Below are 22,448 nucleotides of genomic sequence, written 5' to 3'. Positions count from 1 at the left end.
TAGGTGCCGCCTGCGCGCGGCCGGGCGCGCCGGCACAATCGTGCGCCATGCCTGTCCTGTCCCGCCGCCAGCTCGTCCTGCTCGTTTTGTTGACCCTGGTGTGGGGCCTGAACTGGCCAGTCATGAAGCTGGGCGTGGCCGACGTGCCGCCGCTCACCTTCCGCATGGCCTCGCTGTGGCTGGGCCTGCCCATCCTGGCGCTGGTGCTGCTGCAGCAAAGGGCGCCTTTCACCATCGCCCGCGTCCACTGGCCGCGCCTGCTGCTGCTGGCGACGACCAACATGGTGGCCTGGCACGTGCTGATGATCCTGGCGATTCCGCGCCTGTCCAGCGGGCGCGCGGCCATCCTGGGCTACACCATGCCGATCTTCTCGGCCGTGATCGGCGGGCTGTTCTTTGGCGACCGGCTGGCTGGGCGCGGCTGGGCCGGCGTGGCCGCGGCTGCCCTGGGCGTGGTGCTGCTCTTGTGGCACGAGGTGGGCATGCTGGGGTCGAGCGCGCTGGGCGTGGGCCTGATGCTGACCTCGGCCGCGTTCTGGGCGCTGGGCACGCAGCTGCTGCGCCGCGTGCACGTGCCGGTGCCGCTGCTCACGCTGACGTTCTGGATGGTGGCCATCACCGGCACCGTGCTGACGGTGCTGGCCGTGGGTTTCGAGCGCCAGCACTGGCACATGCCCGGCACGGCAGGCTGGGTGGCCATCATCTACAACGGCGTGCTGGCGCTGGGCTTTGCGCAGACGGTGTGGTTCTTCCTGGCGCGCACGCTGCCTCCAGTGGCCTCCACGCTCAGCGTCATGCTGATCCCGGTGATCGGCGTATTCAGCGGCGCGCTGTGGCTCTCCGAAGTGCTGCGCTGGCAGGACTGGGCGGCCGTGGCGCTGATGGCGGTGGCGATCGCCTCGGTGCTGTGGCCGGCGCCGGCGCGCAGCGCGCCCGCCCGCGATTGACGCACGTCAAGCATTGAGGCCGCGGGCGCGCGCGGGCGGCCCTGCGCCGCGGGCAGGCCCCAATAATGGGCCGCAACCCCTGCCCTGCCCGCCTTGCCTGCCGTGCCCATGACTGCCTGCCTGCCCCGCTCCCTTCGCCTTCCCCGCTCCTTCTCCCGCTCCCTCGTCGCACTGGCCTGCCTGCCGCTGGCGGCCTTGGCGCAGACCCCGGCAGCGCCTGCCGGCGCCCAGGGCGTGCTGCCCGAGGTGGTGGTCAGCGGCTCGCGCCAGGAGCACGCCGCGGAGGGCCTGGCCCTGTCCTATGACGTGCTCGATGCGGACGCCCTGAGCGATGCGCAGGCGCGCAGCGTGCGCGAGGCGCTGCAGGACCTGCCCAACACTTCCGTCAAGCTGCTGCCCTCGCGCTTCAGCGTGACGGGTGTCACTTCGGCCACGGGACGCGACGGCAATGCCGGCATCAACATCCGCGGCCTGGGCGGCAACCGCGTGCTGCTGATGGTCGATGGCGTGCGCCTGCCGCGCAGCTACGCCTTTCGCACCACGGTGTTCGACCGGGACTACGTCTCGCTAGAGCTGCTCAAGCGGGTGGAGGTGGTGCGCGGCCCGGCCTCGGCGCTGTACGGCTCGGACGGCATGGCCGGGCTGGTGCACTTCATCACCCACGAGCCGCAGGACTTTCTGCGCCCGGCGCAGGGGGGCGACACGCCGCGCACCCTGGGCGGGCGCGTGGCCGCCAGCTGGAGCGGCGACGACCGCGGCCGCGCCCTGGCCGCCACCGTCGCTGGCCAGGCTGCTGACAGCGTGCAGTGGATGCTGACGGCCACCGGCCGGCGCGCGCACGCCATGGACAACCAGGGCGATATCGACACCCCCGACAGCCGCCGCACCCGCCCCAACCCCGAGAGCGCCGAAAGCAGCGCCGTGCTGGGCAAGGTGGTGCTGCGCCCGGCGGCCGGCCAGCGCCACACCGTCACGCTGGAGCACGTGGAGAAATCCGCCGCCGTCGATCTGCTGACCAGCCGCACGCCGCTGCCGCTGGCCGGCACGCCCGCGCAGGTCGCCGGCGCCACCGTGGACGAGCACGCCTGGCGCTCCATGCGCCGCGACCGCCTGGCCTGGGAGGGGCGGCTGCAGCAGCTGGACACACCGCTGGCCGACGAGCTGCAGGCCGTGCTGGCGCTGCAGCAGTCGGCCTCGCGCCAGGTGGGCACCAGCGTGCGCCCGGCCCTGCCCCTGCGCGTGCGCGACAACCGCTATGACGAGCGCACCTGGCAGCTGGGCCTGCAGGCTGGCAAGGTGGTGCGCGCCGGCGCCTGGACGCACCAGCTCACCTACGGGCTGGAGCACGTGCAAAGCCGCATCTCCAACCTCTACGGCGGTCTGAACCCGGCGCCGCCCGAGGTGTTTCCGCTCAAGCGCTTTCCCGACACGCGCGAGAGCGCCAGCGGGCTGTTCCTGCAGGGCGAGTCCATCGTGGGCGACTGGAGCATCACGCCCGGCCTGCGCCTGGACCATTTCGCGCTGCAGGTCACCAGCCAGGCGGGGTTCTTTCCGCCGGCGGCGCAACCGGGGCAGTCGCTGTCGGGCTCACGCGTCTCGCCCAAGCTGGGCGTGCTGTACCGCGCCACGCCGCAGTGGAGCGTGTTTGGCCAGTACGCCAGCGGCTTTCGCGCGCCCGAGGCGGGCCAGGTCAACGGCTACTTCGAGAACCTGGCCGAGCGGGTCGTCATCCTGCCCAACGCCAACCTCAAGCCCGAGACCAGCCGCGGCGTGGAGCTGGGCGTGCGCGGGCGGCTGCAGCGCCTGCAGCTGGACGCCTCGGTGTTCAGCAACCGCTATGCCGGGCTGATCCTGGACGCCGCGCTGATCGGCGGCGCGGGCACGGCGCAGGATCCCCGCGTGTTCCAGGCCATCAACCTGGAGCGCGCGCGCATCTCGGGCGTGGAGCTCAAGGGCCGCTACGACTGGGGCGCCGTGGCGGGCGGGCGCCTGGCCACCAGTTTTGCCTACGGCCGCGCGCGCGGGCGCAACCTGGGCACGGGCCAGCCGCTGAACTCCATCGACCCGGCGCAGCTGGCGCTGGGCCTGCAGTACCAGCGCGCCGCCTGGGGCCTGCAGCTGGACGCGCGCCACCGCAGCGCCAAGCGCGCCGCCGACATCGACAGCAGCACGGCCGTCAAGCCCCCGCACACGCAGCTGGCCATTCCCGGCTCCACGGTGCTGGACGCATCGCTGCAGTGGCGCCTGCGCCCGGACCTGCGGCTGAACCTGGCCGTGCACAACCTCACCGACCGCAAGTACTGGCTGTGGCCCGACGTGCAGGGCCTGGCGGCATCGGCCGCCACCAACGACGCCTGGACCCAGCCCGGGCGCAGCGCCCACGTGTCGCTGGTGGTGGACTTTTGAGGGCCAGAAATGTGAGTCAAAAAGGCCTCCAGTGCTTGTGCAGCAAGCGCTGGCAGCTATTAAAAAAGTAGCAAAAGAAAAGGCCGCCCTTGGGGCGGCCTTGTCAGCGGCGCGGGGCCGGGCGGCGCGTCAGCGCGGCAGGGCCAGCAGGCGGTTCACGTCGCGGTCGTTGGGCAGCGCGTAGTCGTGGCCGCGGATGATGCGGCTGTCTTCGGTGCGCACCAGCTTCAGGCTGACGTAGGTGTAGTTGGCCGCGGGCGAGAAGGTGCCCACCAGGACCATGGCCGCGTTGTGAAAGCGGGCGATGTCCTTGAGCTCGCGCGACAGCAGCAGCTCGCCGGCGCCTTCCTTGACGTACACGTCGCCGCGCAGCTTGATCTCCTTGACGTCAAAGCCGGTCATGGCCATGGCGTTGGCGTACTGCTCGGACAGCGTGCGGCCCAGGGGGGCGGACACGCTCAGGTCGTTGACGTTGACCACGGTGGCCACCAGCACCGGGCCGGGGCCGGTGGCGTTCACGTCCAGGCCGGCCAGCAGGTTGCGCACGGCATCGCGGCTGCTTTGCAGCAGCGGCGCGCGCGTGGCGTCCTGGTAGGTGGGCTCGGCGCGCAGCGGCGCCGTCGGCTGCTGGGCGCAGCCGGCCAGCAGCAGGGCGGACAGGGCGCCGGCAAGGGCGAATGCAGAGCGGCGCTGGATCATTGCGAGACCACCTTCATGTTGACGGCGCGGTAGTAGGAGGGGCGCAGGAACAGCGGCGTGTCTGCGTTCTCCAGGTAGTACACGTCGGTCTGGCGCGAGACGTACTGGCCGCCGCGCGAGACGGTGGTCGTGAGGATCATCTCGGTGTTGGTGGGGCCGCCGGAGTTGATGCTGTTGGCGAAGTCGGCCGCGGCCGTCAGGCCCAGGGCGGCCAGCAGCTGCGCGTCGATATGCTGGTGGCGCAGGCCGTAGGCAGCGATCAGCCCGCCGGCGATCATGGTGAACTGGCCGGGGATGAAGTGCGGACGGTCGCTGTTGTGGCGCACCACCTGGGTGTGGTAGGTCACGTCCAGGGCGGAGCCGCCCTGCTGGTGCACCGTGGCGCCGCCCTGCACCAGCTCGGTGATCAGGAAGTCGCGAAACGCCAGGTCGAAAGCGCTGGGGTTGGAGGGGGGCAGCACGTGCAGCGGGGTGGCGGCGTCATAGCCGGCGCGCTGCAGCGTGGCGCGCGTCTGGGCCACCACGTCGCGCGACAGCAGCTCCCAGTGACCGGCCGAGCGCACCTTGTGCTGGCTGGTGAGTTCGAAATTCTTGGCCAGTGGAATGGGCGCGCTGCCGCAGCCCGACAGGGTCAGCGCGGCGCCGGCCACGGCAGCCAGGCCGAGTGCCTTGGTGAAAGACATGGGTTCCCTCCAGATTTGGATGATGGGGCGCGTCACCAACGGACATGACGCACACGTTTGCGAACGATTCTCCGTGCAGGTTCGGTCAAAAACAAGCGCGGCGCGCGTTTTCGGCCCTGCCGGCGCGCCGCGGTGTTGTTTTGCCGGCAAGGCCGGTGCGTCAGCCGGCGGCGCGCTTTTGCAAGATCTCGAAGGCCGGCAGCTCCTTGCCCTCCAGCACTTCCAGGAAAGCGCCGCCGCCGGTGGAGATGTAGCCCACGCGCTCTTCGATGCCGAACTTGGCGATTGCCGCCAGCGTGTCGCCGCCGCCGGCGATGCTGAAGGCATCCGACGCGGCGATGGCCTGGGCGATGGCGCGCGTGCCGCCAGCGAACTGATCGAACTCGAACACACCCACCGGCCCGTTCCAGACGATGGTGCCGGCGGCTTTCAGCTGCGCGGCCAGGGTCTGGGCCGTCTCGGGGCCGATGTCCAGGATCAGGTCGTCGCCCGCCACGTCGGCGGCGCGCTTGACGGTGGCGGGCGCGTCGGCGGCAAAGGCCTTGGCCACCACCACGTCGGTGGGGATGGGCACGGCCGCGCCGCGGGCGGCCATGGCGTCGATCACGGCGCGCGCCTGGCCCACCAGGTCGGCCTCGGCCAGGCTCTTGCCGATGGGCAGGCCGGCGGCCAGCATGAAGGTATTGGCGATGCCGCCGCCCACGATCAGCCCGTCCACCTTCTCGGCCAGGCTTTGCAGGATGGTCAGCTTGGTGCTGACCTTGGAGCCGGCGACGATGGCCACCAGCGGGCGCTTCGGGCTGGCCAGCGCCCGCGTCAGAGCGTCGATCTCGGCGGCCAGCAGCGGGCCGGCACAGGCGATCGGGGCGTATTCGGCGATGCCGTAGGTCGTGCCCTCGGCGCGGTGGGCGGTGCCGAAGGCGTCGTTCACGTAGATGTCGCACAGGCGCGCCATCTTCTGCGCCAGGGCGGGGTCGTTCTTCTTCTCGCCCCGGTTCACGCGGCAGTTCTCCAGCAGCACCACCTTGCCGGGCCGCACGTCCACGCCGTCCACCCAGTCGGCCAGCAGCGGCACCTCGCGGCCCAGCAGCTCGGACAGGCGCGCCGCCACGGGCGCCAGCGAGTCCTCGGGCTTGAATTCGCCCTCGGTCGGACGGCCCAGGTGGCTGGTGACCATCACCGCCGCGCCCGCGTCCAGCGCCATGCGGATGCAGGGCACGGAGGCGCGGATGCGCGTGTCCTCGGTGATGCGCCCGGCGTCGTCCTGCGGCACGTTCAGATCGGCGCGGATGAACACGCGCTTGCCCCGGGCCTGGCCCTGGTCGCAAAGGTCGGAGAAACGGAGGATGTGCATGGCTGGCGGCAAGGAAAGGGAAGGGTTGGGAAATCTGGCCGGCGATTGTAGGAAACGCCGCCCGCCCCGCCGCCCGCTCGCTCGCCCTACCAGCCCAGGCCGATGTGCAGCGGCAGGTACACCGCCATGCCCAGCACGATGGTGCCCAGGATGCTGCGCTTCCAAAAATAGTAGGCCCCCGCGGCCAGCACGGCGGGCAGCCGTGCGTCGGCCAGCGTGGCGATGAGCTGGCCGTCGCTCATCAGCACCTCGGGCGCGATCACGCCGGCCAGGGCCGCCAGCGGCGCATATTTCAGGCCCCGGCGCAGCCAGTCGGGCATGGGCAGCTCGCGCTCGGGGATCATGAAGAAGGCGCGCGTGATGACCGTGATGACGGCCAGGCCCGCAATCGCCAGGATGGGCAGCAGCCACGAGCCGTTCATGCGCCCTCCCCGCTGCGCTGGCGGGCGCGGCGCAGGGCGCGCTCGGCCGCCTCGGCGGCCAGGCCGGCGGCCACGGCGGCGGCGATCGCCACCAGGATGTTCAGCTTGAGCGGCAGGGCAAAGGCGGCAATCGCCGCCGTGCAGGCCACCAGCGTGGCCAGCCAGCTGGCGCGGTCGCCCAGCATGGACAGCAAGATGCCCAGCAGCGCCAGTACGCCGGCAAACCCCAGGCCCCAGGACAGCGGGATGGCGTTGGCCAGCACGATGCCGGCGATGGACGGCACCTGCCAGGCCAGCCAGTTGGCGCTGGCCGCGCCCCAGAAGTAGGGCACCTGCCCGGGCTGCGGCTCGGGCCGGGCAAAGCGCTTCATGAAGCTCACGAAGATCACGTCGCCGCTGAAGTAGCCCAGCCACAGGCGCTGGCGTCGCGGCAGGTGGGCGAAGTAGCTGCGCCACATGCTGCTGAAGATGACGAAGCGCAGGTTCACGCAGGTGGCCGTCAGCCACACCACCCACAGCGGGGCGCCGGCGGCCATCAGCGGCAGCACGGCCAGCTGGGCGCTGCCGGCATAGACGACGAGCGACATGAACACGGCCAGCGCCGGCGGCATGCCGATCTTGACCATGGCCACGCCGGTCACCAGGCCCCAGGCGGCTATTCCCAGGCAGGTGGCCAGCATGTCGCGCGCGCCCAGGCGGAACCACGGGTCCGCCAGCCAGCGGCGCAGCGCTTCGCGGCTCATGGCCTCATGCGGGCTCGCCCAGCACCAGGCCCGGCGCCAGCGCAAAGCCGCGCACGAACTCGCGCGCCGACAGGCGCCGGCCGCCGGCGCGCTGCAGCTCGGTCAGGCGCAGCGTCGTGCCCTCGCCGCAGGCCACGCCGACGCCCTGGTTGCTTACATACAAAATCTGCCCCGAAGCCGCACTGGATAAGCGCGAGAAGCTATCAATCTCGCAGCGCCAGATCTTGATGGCCTCGCCCGCCAGCGTGGTGGCTGCGCCGGGGAAGGGGTCGAAGGCGCGCACGCGCCGCTCAATGGCGGCGGCCGGCTGGCGCCAGTCGATGGCGGCCTCGGCCTTGTCGATCTTGTGGGCATAGGTCACGCCCTCGGCGGGCTGGGCTTCGCTGTGCAGCGAGCCCTGCTGCGCCTGCTGCAGCGCCTGCACGATGAGCTGCCCGCCCAGCGCTGCCAGGCGGTCGTGCAGCGTGGCGGTGGTATCGTGCGCGGCAATGGGCAGCGCGCCGCGCAGCAGCATGGCGCCGGTGTCCAGGCCGGCGTCCATCTGCATGATGGTCACGCCGGTCTCGGCGTCGCCGGCCTCGATGGCGCGGTGGATGGGTGCGGCGCCGCGCCAGCGCGGCAGCAGGCTGGCGTGGATGTTCAGGCACCCTAGCGCCGGGGCCCCCACGCTCCCCGCTGCTGCGCGTGGTTCGCTGCCCCCCAAGGAGGCGTTAGCGCCTTCGGGCAGCCGTGCTGCGCTCATGGCGTCCAGCACCCATTGCGGCAGGATCAGCCCGTAGGCGGCGACCACCATGGCGTCGGCCTGGGCCGCAGCGATGGCGGCCTGTGCGCTGGCGGCGTCCTCGGGGTATTTGCCGTCCAGGCGCAGGCTGCGCGGCTGGGCCACGGCGATGCCGCGCTCCTGCGCCAGCTGCTTGACGGGCGAGGCCTGCAGCTTCATGCCGCGGCCGGCCGGGCGGTCGGGCTGGGTCAGCACCAGCGGCACCTTGAAGCCGGCGTCCAGCAGCGCGGCCAGCGCCACGCGGGCGAATTCCGGCGTGCCGGCGAAGATCACTTTCATCGGAGGAGGCCTGGGAGGGGGAGTCAATCGGCGCGGCTGTCGGGCTCGCCCCGGCGTTCGTCGGTGAACAGCACCTGGCGCACCACCCCGGCCGGGTCGATGTGGACATGGGCCTGCCGGGGCTCGCCCAGCTCGAGGATGCGGTAGGTCCAGATGTCGCCGTCAAAGCGCGCCACGCGCTCGACCAGCGCCGGCGGGCCGAAGCGCAGGCGCACCTCCTCGCGCGTGTCCTGGCCCAGGCGCAGCGCCTGGAACTGCTCCAGCGTCAGCACCTGCTCCACGCGCGCCACGCGCCGCTGCGCGTCCAGGTCCACGTGATAAACCTGCTGGCCGGCGGGCTGGCGGCTGTAGAGCAGGCGCTCGCCGGCATCCGGCAGCGCCGCGGTCAGGGTCGGGGTGCCCAGCTTGGCCAGCACCTGCGCGCGCGGCGTACCGAGGGCGAGGCGTTCGGGCATGGTGCAACCGGCGGCCAGCGCTGCCAGCGCCAGCAAGGCGGGCAGCGCCAGGCGCCTCATGCGTGCGCCGCCTTTTGCTGCTTGAGCAGCTTGGTCTTGATGCGCCCGCGCTTGAGCGGCGAGAGGTATTCGACGAACACCTTGCCCATGAGGTGGTCCATCTCGTGCTGCATGCACACGGCCAGCAGGTCTTCGGCCTCGATCACGCGGCTGTTGCCGTCCGCGTCCTGCGCGCGCACGTGCACCGCCAGCGAGCGCTCCACGCCGTCATAGATGCCCGGCACGGACAGGCAGCCCTCCTCGCCCACGCGCGTCTCGGCGCTGGCCCAGACGAGCTCGGGGTTGATCAGCACCAGCGGCTCGTTGCGCTCCTCGGAGACATCGACCACCACGATGCGCTCGTGCACGTCCACCTGCGTGGCCGCCAGGCCAATGCCCTTGGCGTCGTACATGGTCTCGAACATGTCGGCCACGATGGCGCGAACGCGGTCGTCCACGGCCGCCACGGGCTGGGCAACCTTGTGCAGACGGGGATCGGGGAAGCAGAGAATGGGAAGAAGAGCCATGGCAGCGCGCAGAAGATGTCGCTATTTTCGCCACTTTCCCCGGCCTTTGCCGGGCGGCGCCGCAATAATCGTTGCCCAATCAAGGGCTTGAGCCCAGAATCGGCCGGGGTTTGCAACGCATCGGCCGAGGCTGCTTTTTTGCGTAGCGTAGAACAATCAATCACTGCACACACGGCCAGCGAGGGGGAGTCTTTCCAATGCAGCACAAGCACAACCATCTGAAGGCGGCGCTCGCCCTGGCGCTGGCCGCCGCGGCCCTGGCGCCGGCGGCTCAGGCACAAAACCACCCCATCACCGGCGAACAGCGCGCCACCGCCCAGCAGGTGGCCGCGCGTGGCGTGCCGCTGCACGAGCTGGCGCCCAGCGCGCCCGATGAATACGTCGTCAAGCGCGGCGACACGCTGTGGGCCATCTCCGGCATGTACCTGCAGCGCCCCTGGCGCTGGCCCGAGCTGTGGGGCATGAACCTGCAGAGCATCGCCAACCCGCACCTGATCTTTCCCGGCCAGACGCTGTACCTGGAGAAGGTGGACGGCTTCGCCCGCCTGCGCACCAGCCGCGGCGGCGCCACCGAGACGGTGCGCGTGTCCCCGCGCACGCGTGCCGAGAGCCTGGCCGGCGCCGCCCTGCCCACGCTCAAGGCACACCTGATCGAGCCCTTCCTGGCCGAGCCCCTGGTGGTCGATGAGCTGACCCTGTCGCAGGCGCCGCGCATTGTGGCCGCGCGCGACGAGCGCGTCATCCTGTCGGCCGGCGACCGTGCCTACGTGCGCGGCCCGCAGGGCAGCCCGGTGGAGCTCGAGCCCGGCGCGCCGCGCCAGTTCCGCGTATTCCGCAACGCCGTCCCGCTCAAGGACCCGGTCACGCAGGAGGTGCTGGGCTACGAGGCCCAGTACGTCGGCCAGGCCGCTCTGGTGCGCGGCGAGTCGGTGCAGGAGTCGCCGGATGGCAAGGGCGGCGTGGTCGCCGACGTCGTGCCCGCCACCGTGGACCTGAGCCGCACCAAGGAAGAGGTGCGCATCGGCGACCGCCTGCTGCGCACCCCGGCCCGGGGCTTTGCCAACTACGTGCCGCGCGCGCCGCAGTTCGATGTGGACGCGGCCGTGGTTTCCATCTACGGCGGCGCCGCCGTGCGCTACGCCGGCCAGAACACCGTGATCGCCATCAACCGCGGCAGCGACGACGGCATGCAGACCGGCCACGTGCTGCAGGTGCTGTCGCAGGGCCGGCGCCTGGTGGACAAGACCGACGGCGAGCGCACCCAGGTGCGCCTGCCCAGCGAGTCCAACGGCGTGGCCATGGTGTTTCGCACCTTCGAGCGCGTCTCCTACGCCCTGCTGCTGACTGCCCAGCAGCCGGTGGTGGTGGGCGACCGCCTGGTCAACCCCGAATAAGCCCGGCGCGGCCATGGACCGCGATGAGCTCACCGCCTGGCTGCGCCTGACGGCCGCGCCCGGCGTGGGCGGCGCCAGCGTGCGGTGCCTGCTGGCCGCCTTCGGCCTGCCCCAGCAGGTGCTGGCGCACAGCGAGGCCGCCTGGCGCGAGTGCATCGGCCCGGCCCCGGCGCGCGCCCTGGCCGCCGGCCCGCAAGGGCTGGACGCGCTGGTGCAGCGCACCTGGGACTGGCTGCAGGGCGGCGGCATGGACGGCAGCGCCCGTGCCCTTCTGACCCTGGCCGATACCTGCTATCCGAGCGCCCTGCTGGCCACCGAAGACCCGCCGCCGCTGCTGTACCTGATGGGGGCGGCGCGCTTCGTGGGCGGCGCCACGCCGTTCGCGCCGGCGCGCAGCCTGGCCGTGGTGGGCAGCCGCAACCCCACGGCCCAGGGCGCCGAGCACGCGCACCAGTTCGCCCGGGCGCTGCACGCGGTGGGGCTGTGCATCGTCTCCGGCCTGGCGCGGGGCGTGGACGCGGCGGCGCACGAAGGCGCGCTGGCCGATGTGGATGAGGACGCCTCCTGGCCCGCCACCATCGCCGTGGTCGGCACCGGGCTGGACCGGGTCTATCCGGCCGCCCACCGGGCGCTGGCCCACCGCATCGCGCAGCACGGCGTGCTGGTCAGCGAATACCCGCTGGGCACGCCGCCGCTGCCGGCCAACTTCCCGCGGCGCAACCGCATCATCTCGGGCCTGTCGCAGGGCACGCTGGTAGTGGAGGCGGCGCTGGCGTCCGGCTCGCTCATCACCGCGCGCCTGGCGGCCGAGCAGGGGCGCGAGGTGTTCGCCATTCCGGGCTCCATCCACGCGCCGCAGTCGCGCGGCTGCCACGCGCTGATCCGCCAGGGCGCCAAGCTGGTGGAGTCGGCGCAGGACGTGCTGGAGGAGCTGCAGCTGCCCGGCTCGCCGCCCGCACCGCCCGCTGCGGCGCCCGCGGCTGAAGGCGGCGGCGAGGGCGATGACGGCGACGAGGTGCTGCAGGCGCTGGGCTTTGACCCGCTGGGGCTGGATGCGCTGGTGGCCCGCACCGGCCTGCCCGCTGCCACGCTGCAGGCGCGGCTGTTGGAGCTGGAGCTGCAGGGTGCCCTGGCGCGCCTGCCCGGCGCCTTGTTTCAGCGTCTGGGCCGTGCCTGACTGCTACAAAAAAAAGAGCTGCCAGCGCTTGACTGGCGGGCGCCGCAGCCGTTTTTGCCTTAGTACCCGTGCTGCTGCCGAAAGGCCCGCGCCTGGCCGAAGTGGCCGCAGCCGATGAAGGGCAGCGGCGGGCGTTCGGCCGACAGCGGCGAGGGGTGGTTGGCCACCAGCACCAGGTGCCCGCGGTCCGCGGGGATCAGCGCGCGCTTGGTTTGGGCATGGCTGCCCCAGAGCATGAACACCACTGGGCGGGCGCCGCTGGCCACGTGGCGGATGACGGCATCGGTCAGCACCTCCCACCCCTTGCCGGCGTGGCTGGCGGCCTGGCCTTCTTCCACCGTGAGGGTGGTGTTGAGCAGCAGCACGCCGTTGTCGGCCCACTTGCGCAGGCTGCCGCCGGGGTCGGGAAAGGGCGGCGGTGCAACGCCCAGGTCGCGCTGCATCTCCTTGAAGATGTTGCGCAGCGAGGGCGGGATGCGCACGCCCGGCTGCACCGAAAACGCCAGCCCCTCGCCCTGGCCGCGGCCGTGGTAGGGGTCCTGGCCCAGGATGACCACGCGCACGTCCTCGGGCGGCGTCAGCTGCAGGGCCCTGAGCGGCTGGGGCGGAAAGATCACCGCGTCCGCCTGCAGCCGCTGGCGCAGGAAGGCCAGGAGCTGTCGGCCGCGCTCGCCGGCAAAGAAGTCTTCGACCAGCGGCTGCCAGCCGGACGCCACGGGCCAGTCGGCCGGGTCGGCGCTCTGCAGCTGGGTGGGGGCATGGGGGTTGGACATGAAATCGGCCTTCGGCGCTTGTGCAGCAAGCGCAAGCAGCTATGGGTTTGATAGTGGCGGCGCGCCGGCATCCACCCGGTTGCGGCCGGCAGCCTTGGCGCGGTACAGGTGGGTGTCGGCGTGCGCCAGCAGGGCCTCGGGCGTGCCGTCCTCGCCAGGCACCTGGCTGGCCACGCCGGCGCTGATGGTGACCACGCCGGCCACGGCCGAGCCGCCGTGGGTGATGGCCAGCGCCCGCACGGCCTCGCACAGCGCCTGGCCCTTGGCCCGGGCGCCGGCCAGGTCGCACTCGGGCAGCAGGCAGACGAATTCCTCGCCGCCGTAGCGGGCCACCAGGTCATACGGGCGGGCCAGCGCCGCGCGCAGCGCGCCGGCCACGGCGCGCATGCAGTCGTCGCCGGCCTGGTGGCCGTACAGGTCGTTGAACTGCTTGAAGTGGTCGATGTCCACCATGATCAGCGCCAGCGGCTGGCGGCTGCGCTGGCAGCGGCGCCACTCGGTCTGCAGCGTCTGGTCGAAGTGGCGCCGGTTGGCCACGCCCGTGAGGCTGTCCATGTAGGCCAGCTTGCGCAGCAGCTCGCTTTGCACCTGCTGCTCGGTGCGGTCCACGAAGGTGGCCAGGAAGTGGCTGCCAAAGACCAGCCCGCCGATGGCCATGGTGCGCTCCACGCCGTCGGCGGCGGTGGTGCGGTATTCGTGCACGGGGATGTCGCCGCCGGCGCGCGCCTGCGCCCGCGCCTGCGACCAGGTGAGCGCCACCTGGGTGCGGTACTGCGCATCGGGGTAGGCGCAGCGCCACCACTCGCGCATGGTGGGCGCCTGCTCTTCGGTGTAGCCGAAGTAGTCGAGAAAGCGCCGGTTGCGAAAGTAGATGCGCCCCTGCTCGTCCACCATGCACAGGCCCACGGGCATCTCGTTCATCAGGTGCTTGAGCAGCCGCTCGGTCTCTTGCAGCTGCAGCGCCTGCTGCTTGGCATCGGTCACATCGCGCAGGTAGCCATGCCACAGCAGCGCCCCGCTGGCCAGGCGCTGCGGACGGGCATAGCCGCTGAGCCAGCGCTCGCCGCGCCCGGGCAGCACCACCCGGTACTCATCGTGCCAGGGCTGCAGCGTGCGGGCCGACGCGTCGATGCTCTGGCTCACCTGGGCCGCGTCCTGCGGGTGGATGCGCTCGAAGGCCAGCGTGCCGTTGGCGCGCAGCTCGTCAGGGGAAAAGCCGTAGATGTCCTGCACGCCGGCGCTGGCATAGGGAAAGTGGCTGCTGCCGTCGGGCTCCAGCTGGTACTGGTAGAGCGTGCCCGGCACCTGCGCGGCCAGGCGGTCCAGGCGCAGGCGGTCCTCGCCCTGCTCGGACGGGTCGCCAAAGGCGCCCACGAAATGCGTCACCCGGCCCTGGGCGTCGCGCGCCAGCACGCGCCCGCGCGCCTGCACCCAGCGCCAGCTGCCGTCCTTGCGGCGCAGCCGGTGCATGGCCTCGTACAGCTGGGTCTCGCCGCGCAGGTGGCGCGCCAGCAGCGCCAGCACCTGCTCGCGCTCATCGGGGTGCAGCCGATCCTGCCAGCCGTGGTCTTCGTCGGCGACCTCGCCCTCGTCGTAGCCGAGCATCTCCTTCCAGGCCGGCGAAAAGCGCGTGGGCGTGCCCTCGCCGTGCCACTCCCAGATGCCCAGGGTGGTGGCCTGCATGGCGGCGCGCCAGCGCGCCTGCAGCTGTGCCTCCTGCTCGGCCAGGGCCAGGGCGTGCTGGTGCAGGATGAAGCGCTGGCGCTGGTACAGGCGCAGCGCCGCCGCGGCCGCGGCGCCCAGCAGCAGGTAGGCGCCGATCAGCCAGCGGGCGCCGGTGCGCCAGCCCTCCAGCACGGCGCTCCACTCGCGCACGGCGCCGGCGATGAAGGGCTTGTCCATGCGCAGCTCGGGCGGCTGGATGGTGCGCAGCGCGCCCAGCACCTGGGGCGCGTCGTCGCCCGGCTGCAGGCTGCCGCGCAGCACGCTGGTGCTGGCGCCGCTGTCCCGGTGGCGCGAAAACAGCGTGCCCGGCTGCGCCAGGTCGGCGCCTGGTGCCTGGGGCAGCTCCGAGGCCATCAGAAAGCGCACGCCGTCGCCGTGGGCCAGGCCGGTGACCATGTCCGGCGCGTAGCGCACCGACTCCAGCAGCGTCAGGAACGGGGCCGGGTCCAGCGTGGCCATGACGGCGCCGGCAAAGCGCCCGTCCGGGCCGCGCACGGCGCGCCCCAGCATCAGGTACCAGCCGCCGTCCAGCACGGCGCGAAAGGGAGCGCCGACGATCAGCGTGTCAGGGTCGGTGGCGTCCCGGGTCGCCTGGAAGTACGGCCGGTAGGCGAAGTTCTTGCCGATGAGCTCGGGCCGGTCGGAGGCCACCACCGTGCCGTCCGCCGCCAGCACGCTGAGCGTGCGCACGCCCGACAGCGCCTCGCCAAAGGCGCGCAGCCGGGCGTTGAGATACTGATGCGCTACGGGGTCGGAGGGCGCGGGCACGGGCTCGTCGGCCAGGCGCGCGAGCACGGCATTGATGGACGTGAGCTGGCGTGCCAGGTTGTCGTGGATGATGGCGACCTGCTGCGCCAGGTGCTCGCGCTCGCGTGTCGCGACCTCTTCCCGGTCCCAGGAGAGAAAGCCGGCCAGCAAGGCCCCGAGGGCCAGCCACACCCCGGCCAGCCACCACCAGGCGGTGCGGGCGCGGGACAGGAGGGGGCGCAGGGAATGGGGCAAGGGCGGTCGGCAAGCGGGCGGGCGTCAATCCATTGTAGGAACGGCCGACCGGCGCCGCAGCCGCAAATGCCCTGCCCGCGCGGCGCTGTTCAGCCGAACAGCCGCGCCAGGGCCAGGCCCGGCTCGCTTTCGCGCATGAAGGCTTCGCCCACCAGGAAGGCATGCACGCCGGCGTCGCGCAGGCGCTGCACGTCGGCCGGGGTGCTGATGCCCGACTCGGTCACCAGCAGGCGGTCAGGCGGCACCTCGCTGCGCAGCTCCAGGGTGGTCTCCAGGCGCACTTCGAAGCTGCGCAGGTCGCGGTTGTTGATGCCGATGAGGGGCGTCTTCAGCCGCAGGGCACGCTCGAGCTCGCGGCCGTCGTGCACCTCCACCAGCACGGCCATGTCCAGGCTGCGGGCGATGGCCTCCATCTCGGCCATCAGGCCATCTTCAAGGCAGGCGGCGATGAGCAGGACGCAGTCGGCCCCCACCGCGCGCGACTCGTAAATCTGGTAGGGGTCCACCATGAAATCCTTGCGCAGCGCCGGCAGCGGGCAGCTGGCGCGGGCCTGCTTGAGGTGGTCCACCTGGCCCTGGAAGTACTGGCGGTCGGTCAGCACCGACAGGCAGGCGGCGCTCACGCGGCCGTTGCCCTCGGCGTAGCTCTGGGCGATGTCGGCGGGAATGAAGTCCTCGCGGATCACGCCCTTGCTGGGGCTGGCGCGCTTGGCTTCGGCAATCACCGCCGCCTGGCCGGCGGCGATCTTTGCGCGCAGCGCCCCTTCGAAGTCGCGCGTGAGCACGCGGCTTTCGGCGTCGCGGCGCATGTCGGCCAAGGGCATGCGCCTTTGCGCGGCGGCCACTTCCTCGCGCTTGGTTTCGCAGATCTTTTGCAGGATGTCGGACATGGCGGTTTCCTTGTCAGTCGTTCTTGTCGGGTTCGGTGGGGGCGGGCGCGCGCAGCACGCGGCGGATGAGCTGGTGCATGACAACGGCCACCACGATGGTCAGCAGTGACACGCCCAGCACGATCCAGGTGCCGGCGTCGCGCCAGATGGGGGCGTCCAGCAGGCTCATGCCGCGGCGGCCGGCCCGGCCAGCGCCTGGGTGAAAGCCGCCAGCTCGCGCAGCTTGACCAGGGCGGCGCCGCTGTCGATGGCGGCCTGGGCGCGCGCCAGGCCTTCGGCGATGCCGGGCACCACGCCCGCTGCGTACAGCGCGGCGCCGGCGTTCAGGCAGACGATGTCGCGCGCGCAGCCGCCCTCGCCCTGCAGCACGCCCATCAGCATGGCCCTGGATTCGGCCGGGTTGTCCACGCGCAGCGCGCGCGTGCCGGCCATGCGCAGGCCGAAGTCCTCGGGGTGGATCTCGTACTCGCGCACCACGCCGTCCTTCAGCTCGCCCACCAGCGTGCCGGCCCCCAGGCTGATCTCGTCCAGCCCGTCGCGGCCATAGACGACCAGCGCGTGCTCGGCGCCCAGGCGCTGCAGCGCGCGCACCTGGATGCCGACCAGGTCTTCGTGGAACACGCCCATCAGCATGTTGGGCGCGCCGGCCGGGTTGGTGAGCGGGCCCAGGATGTTGAACAGCGTGCGCACGCCCAGTTCGCGGCGCACGGGCGCCACGTTCTTCATGGCCGGGTGGTGGTTGGGCGCGAACATGAAGCCGATGCCCACCTCGCCGATGCACGCGGCCACCTGCTCGGGCTGCAGCATGATGTTCACGCCCAGCGCCTCCATCACGTCGGCGCTGCCCGACTTGGACGACACGCTGCGCCCGCCGTGCTTGCTGACGCGCGCGCCCGCGGCGGCGATCACGAAGGTGGCGCAGGTGGAGATGTTGAAGGTGCCCGCGCCGTCACCGCCCGTGCCCACGATGTCCACCAGGTGCGTGGTGTCTGCCACATGCACCTTGCGCGCGAACTCGCGCATGACCTGGGCGGCGGCGGTGATCTCGCCGATCGTCTCCTTCTTCACGCGCAGGCCGGTGAGGATGGCCGCGCCCATGACGGGCGAGAGCTCGCCGCCCATGATCAGCCGCATCAGGTGCAGCATCTCGTCATGGAAGATCTCGCGGTGCTCGATGGTGCGCTGCAGCGCTTCCTGAGGGGTGATGGGGGTCATGCAGGTCGCTCCGAATTAGATAGCTGCTGGCGCTTGGCTGGCGCGGCTTTCAGGTGTTTTTTGCCTCGAAAGTCGCACCAGTCAAGCGGCGGCAGCTATGATTTTTGCGCCAGGAAGTTGCGCAGCATGGCGTGGCCGTGCTCGGTCAGGATGCTCTCGGGGTGGAACTGCACGCCCTCGATGGCCAGCTGCCGGTGGCGCACGCCCATGATCTCGCCGTCCTCCGTCCAGGCCGTCACTTCCAGCACCTCGGGGCAGCTCGCGCGCTCGATCGCCAGCGAGTGGTAGCGGTTCACGGTGAACTGCGCGGGCAGCCCGGCGAACACGCCCTGCTGCGTGGTGGTGATGGTGCTGGTCTTGCCGTGCATCAGCTCCTGGGCGCGCACGACGGTGCCGCCAAAGGCCGCGCCGATCGCCTGGTGGCCCAGGCACACGCCCAGGATGGGCAGGCGGCCGGCGAAGTGCCGGATGGCCGCCACCGAGATGCCGGCCTCGGCCGGCGAGCAGGGGCCGGGCGAGATGACCAGGCGATCGGGCGCCTGGGCCTGGATGCCGGCCAGATCGATCTCGTCGTTGCGAAACACCTGCACCTGGGCGCCCAGCTCGGCGAAGTACTGCACGATGTTCCAGGTGAAGCTGTCGTAGTTGTCCACCATCAGCACGCGGGTCATGGGGCAGTCTCCTCGTGCGGCTGCTGCTGGCCTGGCGCGGCGCGCAGGCGGGCGAACTCGCGGTGCTCGTAGGCGATGTAGGCTTCCATCATGGCGCGGTAGATGGCCTCGATCACTTCGGGCTCGCCGCCTTCCTCGCGGGCGCGCTCGCGCACGCGGCGCACGATCTGCTCGATGCGGCCCTCGTCGCGCACCTGGTCGGCGCGGGCCTTCAGCGTGGCGGCCTGCGTCATATAGCCGCCGCGCTCGACCAGCAGCGGCACCAGGATGTCGTCCAGCGCGTCGATGCGCGCGCGCACCTCGGCCATGCTGGCGCAGGTGTGGGTCTTGTCGATTGCGCGGTTCGTCGTCGTCATTCCAGTCCTTCTTCCACCAGCTCGGCGGCGCGCAGCAGCGCCCGCGCCTTGTGCTCGGTTTCCTTCCATTCCAGCTCCGGCACCGAGTCGGCCACCACGCCGGCGGCGGCCTGCACGTACAAGGTGCCGTCCTTGACGATGGCCGTGCGGATGGCGATCGCCACGTCCATGTCGCCGGCAAAGCTGAGATACCCGCAGGCGCCGCCGTAGAGGCCGCGCTTGACGGGCTCCAGCTGGTCGATCAGCTCCATGGCGTGCACCTTGGGCGCGCCGGTCAGCGTGCCGGCGGGGAAGGTGGCGCGCAGCACGTCCATGCTGCTCATGCCGTCCTGGAGGATGCCCTCCACGTTGCTGACGATGTGCATCACGTGGCTGTAGCGCTCCACGGCGAAGGCCTCGGTCACCTTCACGGTGCCGGTCTTGGCGATGCGGCCGATGTCGTTGCGCGCCAGGTCGATCAGCATCACATGCTCGGCGCGCTCCTTCGGGTCGGCCACCAGTTCCTGCTCGATGGCGCGATCCTGCTCAGGCGTGGCGCCGCGCGCGCGCGTGCCGGCCAGCGGCCGGATGGTGACCTTCTGCCCGCCCTCCACCGCCTCCTGGCGCACCAGGATCTCGGGGCTGGCGCCCACCACCTGGAAGTCGCCGAAGTGGTAGTAGTACATGTAGGGCGAGGGGTTGAGCGAGCGCAGCGCGCGGTACAGGCTCAAGGGGCTCTCGGTGTAGCGCTTGTGCATGCGCTGGCCCACCTGCACCTGCATGAAGTCGCCGGCGGCAATCAGCTCCTTGGCGCGCAGCACGGCGGCCAGGTAATCCTGCTTGGCGAAGCTGCGCTGCACCGGGTGGCTCTCGCTGGCGCGCACCTGCGGCGCGCTGACCGAGTACTTGAGCTGGTCCTTCAGCTCGCGCAGGCGCTTCTTGCCGCGCGCAAATGCCTCGGGCTGGCCCGGGTCGGCATAGACGATGAGGTACAGCTTGCCCGACAGGTTGTCGATGACGGCCAGCTCCTCGCACTGCAGCAGCAGGATGTCGGGGCAGCCCAGCGTGTCCGGCGGGCAGCTGGCCTGCAGCTTCTTCTCGATGTAGCGCACCGCGTCGTAGCCGAAGTAGCCGGCCAGGCCGCCGCAAAAGCGCGGCAGGCCCGGGCGCAGCGCCACCTTGAAGCGCTGTTGGTACTCGCTGACGAAGTCCAGCGGGTTGCCGGCGTGCTTCTCGGTCACCTGGCCGTCGGTCACTACCTCGGTGCGCGCCTGGTCGCCGAAGCCGCTGGCGCGCAAGAGCGTGCGCGCCGGCAGGCCGATGAAGCTGTAGCGCCCGAAACGCTCGCCGCCGACCACGGATTCGAGCAGGAAGCTGTTGCTGCCGTCGCCCTTGGCATGGGCCAGCTTCAGGTACAGCGACAGTGGGGTTTCCAGGTCGGCGAACGCCTCGGCGATCAGCGGGATGCGGTTGTAGCCCTGGTGGGCCAGGCTTTTGAATTCCAGTTCAGTGATCACAGGAATGGTTCCCAGCGGGTGCGGCGCGCGCCATGCAAGTGATGGCGGAGGGAGGAAAAAGCAGGCGCCGCGGATTCATTCGGTCTGGCAGCCGGGCTGCCGGCGAAGGGCAGCGGTGCCTCGGGCGCACGCCGGGACGCGCCCAGGTGCATGGCTCACAGGTTCATGGATGCAGGCTTGCGCCAGGGCCAGGCTCCCCGGTCGCTGCGACCCGCAATGAACGTGCGATGAATGAACATGGCGGCAAAGTGTAGCAAAGCGGCCCGGCGGCGCCGGGGCAGAGGGACCGATCCGCGCGAAAACCCTATTGCTCCTGGGGCACATCCAAGAAACAATTGGTAATTAGCACGACCGTTCTATTTTGGAGTTGATGCATGCGTTCCTTCACTCGACGCCACGCCCTCGCCGGTAGCGCGCTGGCCCTTTCCCTTCTGGCGGCCTGGCCGCTGCAGGCCGCCGAATCGGTGGTGGTGGGCGACGTCCCCTTCGAGCCCACGGCCCAGGTGCAGGGACGCACTCTGGTGCTCAACGGCGCCGGCGTGCGCTACAAGGCCGTGTTCAAGGTCTATGCCGCCGGGCTGTACCTGGAGAAAAAAGCCGCCACGCCCGCCGAGGTGCATGCGCAAAAGGGCCCCAAGCGCCTGACGGTGACCATGCTGCGCGACATTGACTCCACCGAGCTGGGCCGGCTGTTTTCACGCGGCGTGGAAGACAACATGGACAAGGCCGCGTTCTCCAAGCTGGTGCCCGGCGTGCTGCGCATGAGCCAGATCTTCTCCGAGCACAAGATGCTCAAGGCCGGCGACGTCTTCACCATCGACTGGCTGCCGGGCACGGGCACGCTGGTGTCCGTCAAGGGCCAGCCCCAGGGCGAGCCGTTCAAGGAGCCCGCGTTCTTCGACGCCCTGCTGGGCATCTGGCTGGGCCACCAGCCGGCCGACTGGAAGCTCAAGGACGCGCTGCTGGGCAAGAGCTGACTGCACTGCGCAAGCGGCCTGCATGCCGGCATGCGCCGCGCAGCCGCTCCCCTGCCGGCGCTGACTGCGCTGGCAGGGGAGCGGCTCTTTTGTGTGCGACCTCAACGCAGGTGCGCGGCTGGCTTCTCAGGCCGCAGGCGCCAGCTCGCTCAACGCGTCCACATAGCCGTCGGCATCCACCTCTCGCACCGGCCGGCCATGGTTGTAGCCATAGCTGACCAGCACCACCGGGCAGCCGGCCGCGCGCGCGGCCTGCGCGTCGTTGCTGGAGTCGCCCAGCATCAGCGTGCGCGCCGGCGTGCTGCCCAGGGCTGCGCAGGCTTTGAGCAGGGGCAGGGGGTCCGGCTTCTTGCGCTCGAAGGCGTCGCCGCCGAACACCTGCTCGAAGTAGCCGTCCAGTGCCTTGGCCTTGAGCAGCGGCAGCGCGAACGCCGTGGGCTTGTTGGTCAGGCAGGCCATGCGCAGGCGGGCCGCGCGCAGGGCCGCCAATCCTTCGGCCGCGCCGGGATAGACGCGGGCGTACTGGCCGTTGATGGCCAGGTAGTGGTGCTGGTAGCGCTCCCAGGCGCGGGGGTAGAGCGCTTCAATATCGATAGCTGCCGGCGCTTGTCCAGCAAGGCTCAGCACGTGATCGAGCACTGAACGCAGCAGGTGCTCCGAGCCCTTGCCCACCCGCTGCTCTATGGCCTGCGGGTCGATGGCGGGCAGCTGCAGGTCGGCCAGCATGCGGTTCAGCGCCTCGGCAAAGTCGCCCAGCGTGTCCACCAGCGTGCCGTCCAGGTCCACCAGGACGGCGTCCAGGTCCTTCAGCAGCGTGGCGGGCAGGGCGGGGGGCAGGGTGTGCATGGAAAGTGTCCTTTTTCTGTGGGGGTACGGGGGCCGCGTGGTGGGCGGTGTCCGACAGGCTGCGGCGCAGGGTGCGGACATGAGCGCCGCCTGCCCGGGGCATACGCTTGGGCGGCAAGCCGGTACCGGCAGCCTGCGGGCAACGCCGGCCGTTCCCTTCCTTTGTCGTCATCCATCCCCAGGAGTAAGCACCATGGCACTGCCCCGTTTCACCACCCTCGCCTGTTCTGCTGCCTTGCTGCTGTGCGGCGCCGCTGCCCAGGCCGCCGGCCACACCAACAACGAGGCGCGCAGCCACTATCAGCAAGAACGCGCCAGCTGCGCCCATGTGCCGCAGGCCAGCCGCGCACCTTGCCTGCAAGAGGCTGGCGCCGCCGCCCAGGCGGCTCGCAGCGGCCAGCTGACCAGCCCTGGCGACAGCAGCTATCAGCAAAACGCCATGGCCCGTTGCGAGGTGTTCAAGACGCAGGACGACAAGTCCGCCTGCCAGGCACGCCTGCGCAACAGCGCGGCTTCCGGCTCGGTCGAGGGGGGCGGGCTGCTGCGCGAGGCCACCACGCAGGTGCCGGCCAGCCGCTGAGGCAGGCGGCT

General features: G+C 71.2%; 23 protein-coding genes. 6 read left to right on the top strand and 17 right to left on the bottom strand.

The window, feature by feature from the left end; genetic code table 11:
- Window positions 1-47: 47 nt before the first annotated feature.
- Together C7H73_RS01650 and C7H73_RS01645 are read left to right on the top strand one after the other, a co-directional pair.
- The gene (locus C7H73_RS01650; protein ID WP_106845066.1) at window positions 48-947 is read left to right on the top strand and encodes a DMT family transporter; all 900 of its coding nucleotides are present in this window, start codon (window positions 48-50) and stop codon (window positions 945-947) included.
- Between the two features lie 195 nt (window positions 948-1,142).
- Window positions 1,143-3,353: a TonB-dependent hemoglobin/transferrin/lactoferrin family receptor gene (locus C7H73_RS01645; RefSeq protein WP_227001385.1), complete on the top strand. Its 2,211-nt coding sequence runs from the start codon at window positions 1,143-1,145 to the stop codon at window positions 3,351-3,353.
- 129 nt (window positions 3,354-3,482) lie between these two features.
- On the opposite strand, the gene C7H73_RS01640 is transcribed toward C7H73_RS01645, so the two are convergent.
- The 8 genes from C7H73_RS01640 to def form a co-directional block, all read right to left on the bottom strand.
- Window positions 3,483-4,052, bottom strand: a complete 570-nt coding sequence (locus C7H73_RS01640; RefSeq protein ID WP_170104801.1) for a FlgO family outer membrane protein — start codon at window positions 4,050-4,052, stop codon at window positions 3,483-3,485.
- Window positions 4,049-4,735: a hypothetical protein gene (locus C7H73_RS01635; RefSeq protein ID WP_106845064.1), complete on the bottom strand. Its 687-nt coding sequence runs from the start codon at window positions 4,733-4,735 to the stop codon at window positions 4,049-4,051. The genes C7H73_RS01640 and C7H73_RS01635 overlap by 4 nt, the downstream gene beginning before the upstream one ends.
- A 160-nt stretch (window positions 4,736-4,895) precedes the next feature.
- Window positions 4,896-6,089: a phosphoglycerate kinase gene (locus tag C7H73_RS01630; RefSeq protein WP_106845063.1), complete on the bottom strand. Its 1,194-nt coding sequence runs from the start codon at window positions 6,087-6,089 to the stop codon at window positions 4,896-4,898.
- 86 nt (window positions 6,090-6,175) lie between these two features.
- Window positions 6,176-6,511, bottom strand: a complete 336-nt coding sequence (locus C7H73_RS01625) for an AzlD domain-containing protein (protein ID WP_106845062.1) — start codon at window positions 6,509-6,511, stop codon at window positions 6,176-6,178.
- Window positions 6,508-7,254: an AzlC family ABC transporter permease gene (locus C7H73_RS01620; protein ID WP_106845061.1), complete on the bottom strand. Its 747-nt coding sequence runs from the start codon at window positions 7,252-7,254 to the stop codon at window positions 6,508-6,510. The genes C7H73_RS01625 and C7H73_RS01620 overlap by 4 nt, the downstream gene beginning before the upstream one ends.
- Window positions 7,255-7,258: 4 nt before the next feature.
- Window positions 7,259-8,314 (bottom strand): methionyl-tRNA formyltransferase, encoded by a 1,056-nt coding sequence (fmt, locus tag C7H73_RS01615; RefSeq protein WP_106845060.1) that lies wholly within the window; start codon window positions 8,312-8,314, stop codon window positions 7,259-7,261.
- 23 nt (window positions 8,315-8,337) lie between these two features.
- A complete protein-coding gene (locus C7H73_RS01610) occupies window positions 8,338-8,829 on the bottom strand; it encodes a hypothetical protein (RefSeq protein WP_106845059.1) in 492 nt (163 codons plus the stop codon).
- On the bottom strand, window positions 8,826-9,335 hold the full coding sequence (gene def / locus C7H73_RS01605; RefSeq protein ID WP_106845058.1) for a peptide deformylase: 510 nt from the start codon (window positions 9,333-9,335) through the stop codon (window positions 8,826-8,828). The genes C7H73_RS01610 and def overlap by 4 nt, the downstream gene beginning before the upstream one ends.
- Window positions 9,336-9,532: 197 nt before the next feature.
- Here def and C7H73_RS01600 point away from each other — a divergent pair, with 197 nt between their 5' ends.
- Both C7H73_RS01600 and dprA read left to right on the top strand, forming a co-directional pair.
- Entirely contained in the window at window positions 9,533-10,729 is a 1,197-nt protein-coding gene (locus C7H73_RS01600) for a LysM peptidoglycan-binding domain-containing protein (protein ID WP_106845057.1), read from the top strand.
- A 13-nt stretch (window positions 10,730-10,742) separates the two neighbouring features.
- Window positions 10,743-11,906, top strand: a complete 1,164-nt coding sequence (gene dprA, locus C7H73_RS01595) for a DNA-processing protein DprA (RefSeq protein WP_106845056.1) — start codon at window positions 10,743-10,745, stop codon at window positions 11,904-11,906.
- A 59-nt stretch (window positions 11,907-11,965) separates the two neighbouring features.
- On the opposite strand, the gene C7H73_RS01590 is transcribed toward dprA, so the two are convergent.
- The 8 genes from C7H73_RS01590 to trpE form a co-directional block, all read right to left on the bottom strand.
- Window positions 11,966-12,679, bottom strand: coding sequence for a uracil-DNA glycosylase (locus tag C7H73_RS01590; RefSeq protein ID WP_106845055.1), 714 nt, complete (start codon window positions 12,677-12,679; stop codon window positions 11,966-11,968).
- Between the two features lie 39 nt (window positions 12,680-12,718).
- A complete protein-coding gene (locus C7H73_RS01585) occupies window positions 12,719-15,406 on the bottom strand; it encodes a diguanylate cyclase domain-containing protein (protein ID WP_106845054.1) in 2,688 nt (895 codons plus the stop codon).
- Between the two features lie 89 nt (window positions 15,407-15,495).
- Window positions 15,496-16,296 carry an indole-3-glycerol phosphate synthase TrpC gene (gene trpC, locus C7H73_RS01580; RefSeq protein ID WP_106845053.1) on the bottom strand — a complete coding sequence of 267 codons (801 nt, stop codon included), beginning with the start codon at window positions 16,294-16,296 and terminating at the stop codon, window positions 15,496-15,498.
- A gap of 13 nt (window positions 16,297-16,309) precedes the next feature.
- Window positions 16,310-16,465 (bottom strand): hypothetical protein, encoded by a 156-nt coding sequence (locus tag C7H73_RS15625; RefSeq protein WP_170104800.1) that lies wholly within the window; start codon window positions 16,463-16,465, stop codon window positions 16,310-16,312.
- Window positions 16,462-17,511, bottom strand: coding sequence for an anthranilate phosphoribosyltransferase (gene trpD, locus C7H73_RS01575; protein ID WP_106845052.1), 1,050 nt, complete (start codon window positions 17,509-17,511; stop codon window positions 16,462-16,464). The genes C7H73_RS15625 and trpD overlap by 4 nt, the downstream gene beginning before the upstream one ends.
- 95 nt (window positions 17,512-17,606) lie before the next feature.
- Complete coding sequence (locus C7H73_RS01570) at window positions 17,607-18,182, bottom strand: anthranilate synthase component II (RefSeq protein WP_106845051.1); 576 nt, start codon at window positions 18,180-18,182, stop codon at window positions 17,607-17,609.
- Window positions 18,179-18,538 (bottom strand): chorismate mutase, encoded by a 360-nt coding sequence (locus C7H73_RS01565; protein WP_106845050.1) that lies wholly within the window; start codon window positions 18,536-18,538, stop codon window positions 18,179-18,181. The genes C7H73_RS01570 and C7H73_RS01565 overlap by 4 nt, the downstream gene beginning before the upstream one ends.
- A complete protein-coding gene (gene trpE / locus C7H73_RS01560) occupies window positions 18,535-20,034 on the bottom strand; it encodes an anthranilate synthase component I (protein WP_106845049.1) in 1,500 nt (499 codons plus the stop codon). The genes C7H73_RS01565 and trpE overlap by 4 nt, the downstream gene beginning before the upstream one ends.
- A gap of 374 nt (window positions 20,035-20,408) precedes the next feature.
- Between trpE and C7H73_RS01555 the strand changes: the two genes are divergently transcribed.
- Window positions 20,409-21,011 (top strand): chalcone isomerase family protein, encoded by a 603-nt coding sequence (locus C7H73_RS01555; protein ID WP_106845048.1) that lies wholly within the window; start codon window positions 20,409-20,411, stop codon window positions 21,009-21,011.
- 126 nt (window positions 21,012-21,137) lie between these two features.
- Here the strand turns inward: C7H73_RS01555 and gph are convergent, their stop codons facing one another.
- Entirely contained in the window at window positions 21,138-21,857 is a 720-nt protein-coding gene (gene gph, locus C7H73_RS01550) for a phosphoglycolate phosphatase (RefSeq protein WP_106845047.1), read from the bottom strand.
- 193 nt (window positions 21,858-22,050) lie between these two features.
- Here gph and C7H73_RS01545 point away from each other — a divergent pair, with 193 nt between their 5' ends.
- Window positions 22,051-22,437 carry a hypothetical protein gene (locus C7H73_RS01545; protein WP_106845046.1) on the top strand — a complete coding sequence of 129 codons (387 nt, stop codon included), beginning with the start codon at window positions 22,051-22,053 and terminating at the stop codon, window positions 22,435-22,437.
- Window positions 22,438-22,448: the final 11 nt, after the last annotated feature.

This window comes from Pulveribacter suum (assembly GCF_003013695.1).
In the GTDB taxonomy this organism is placed as follows: domain Bacteria; phylum Pseudomonadota; class Gammaproteobacteria; order Burkholderiales; family Burkholderiaceae_C; genus Melaminivora; species Melaminivora suum.
The sequence above is the reverse complement of the archived record's forward strand: the minus strand, read 5'-3'. Positions and strand labels throughout refer to the sequence as shown.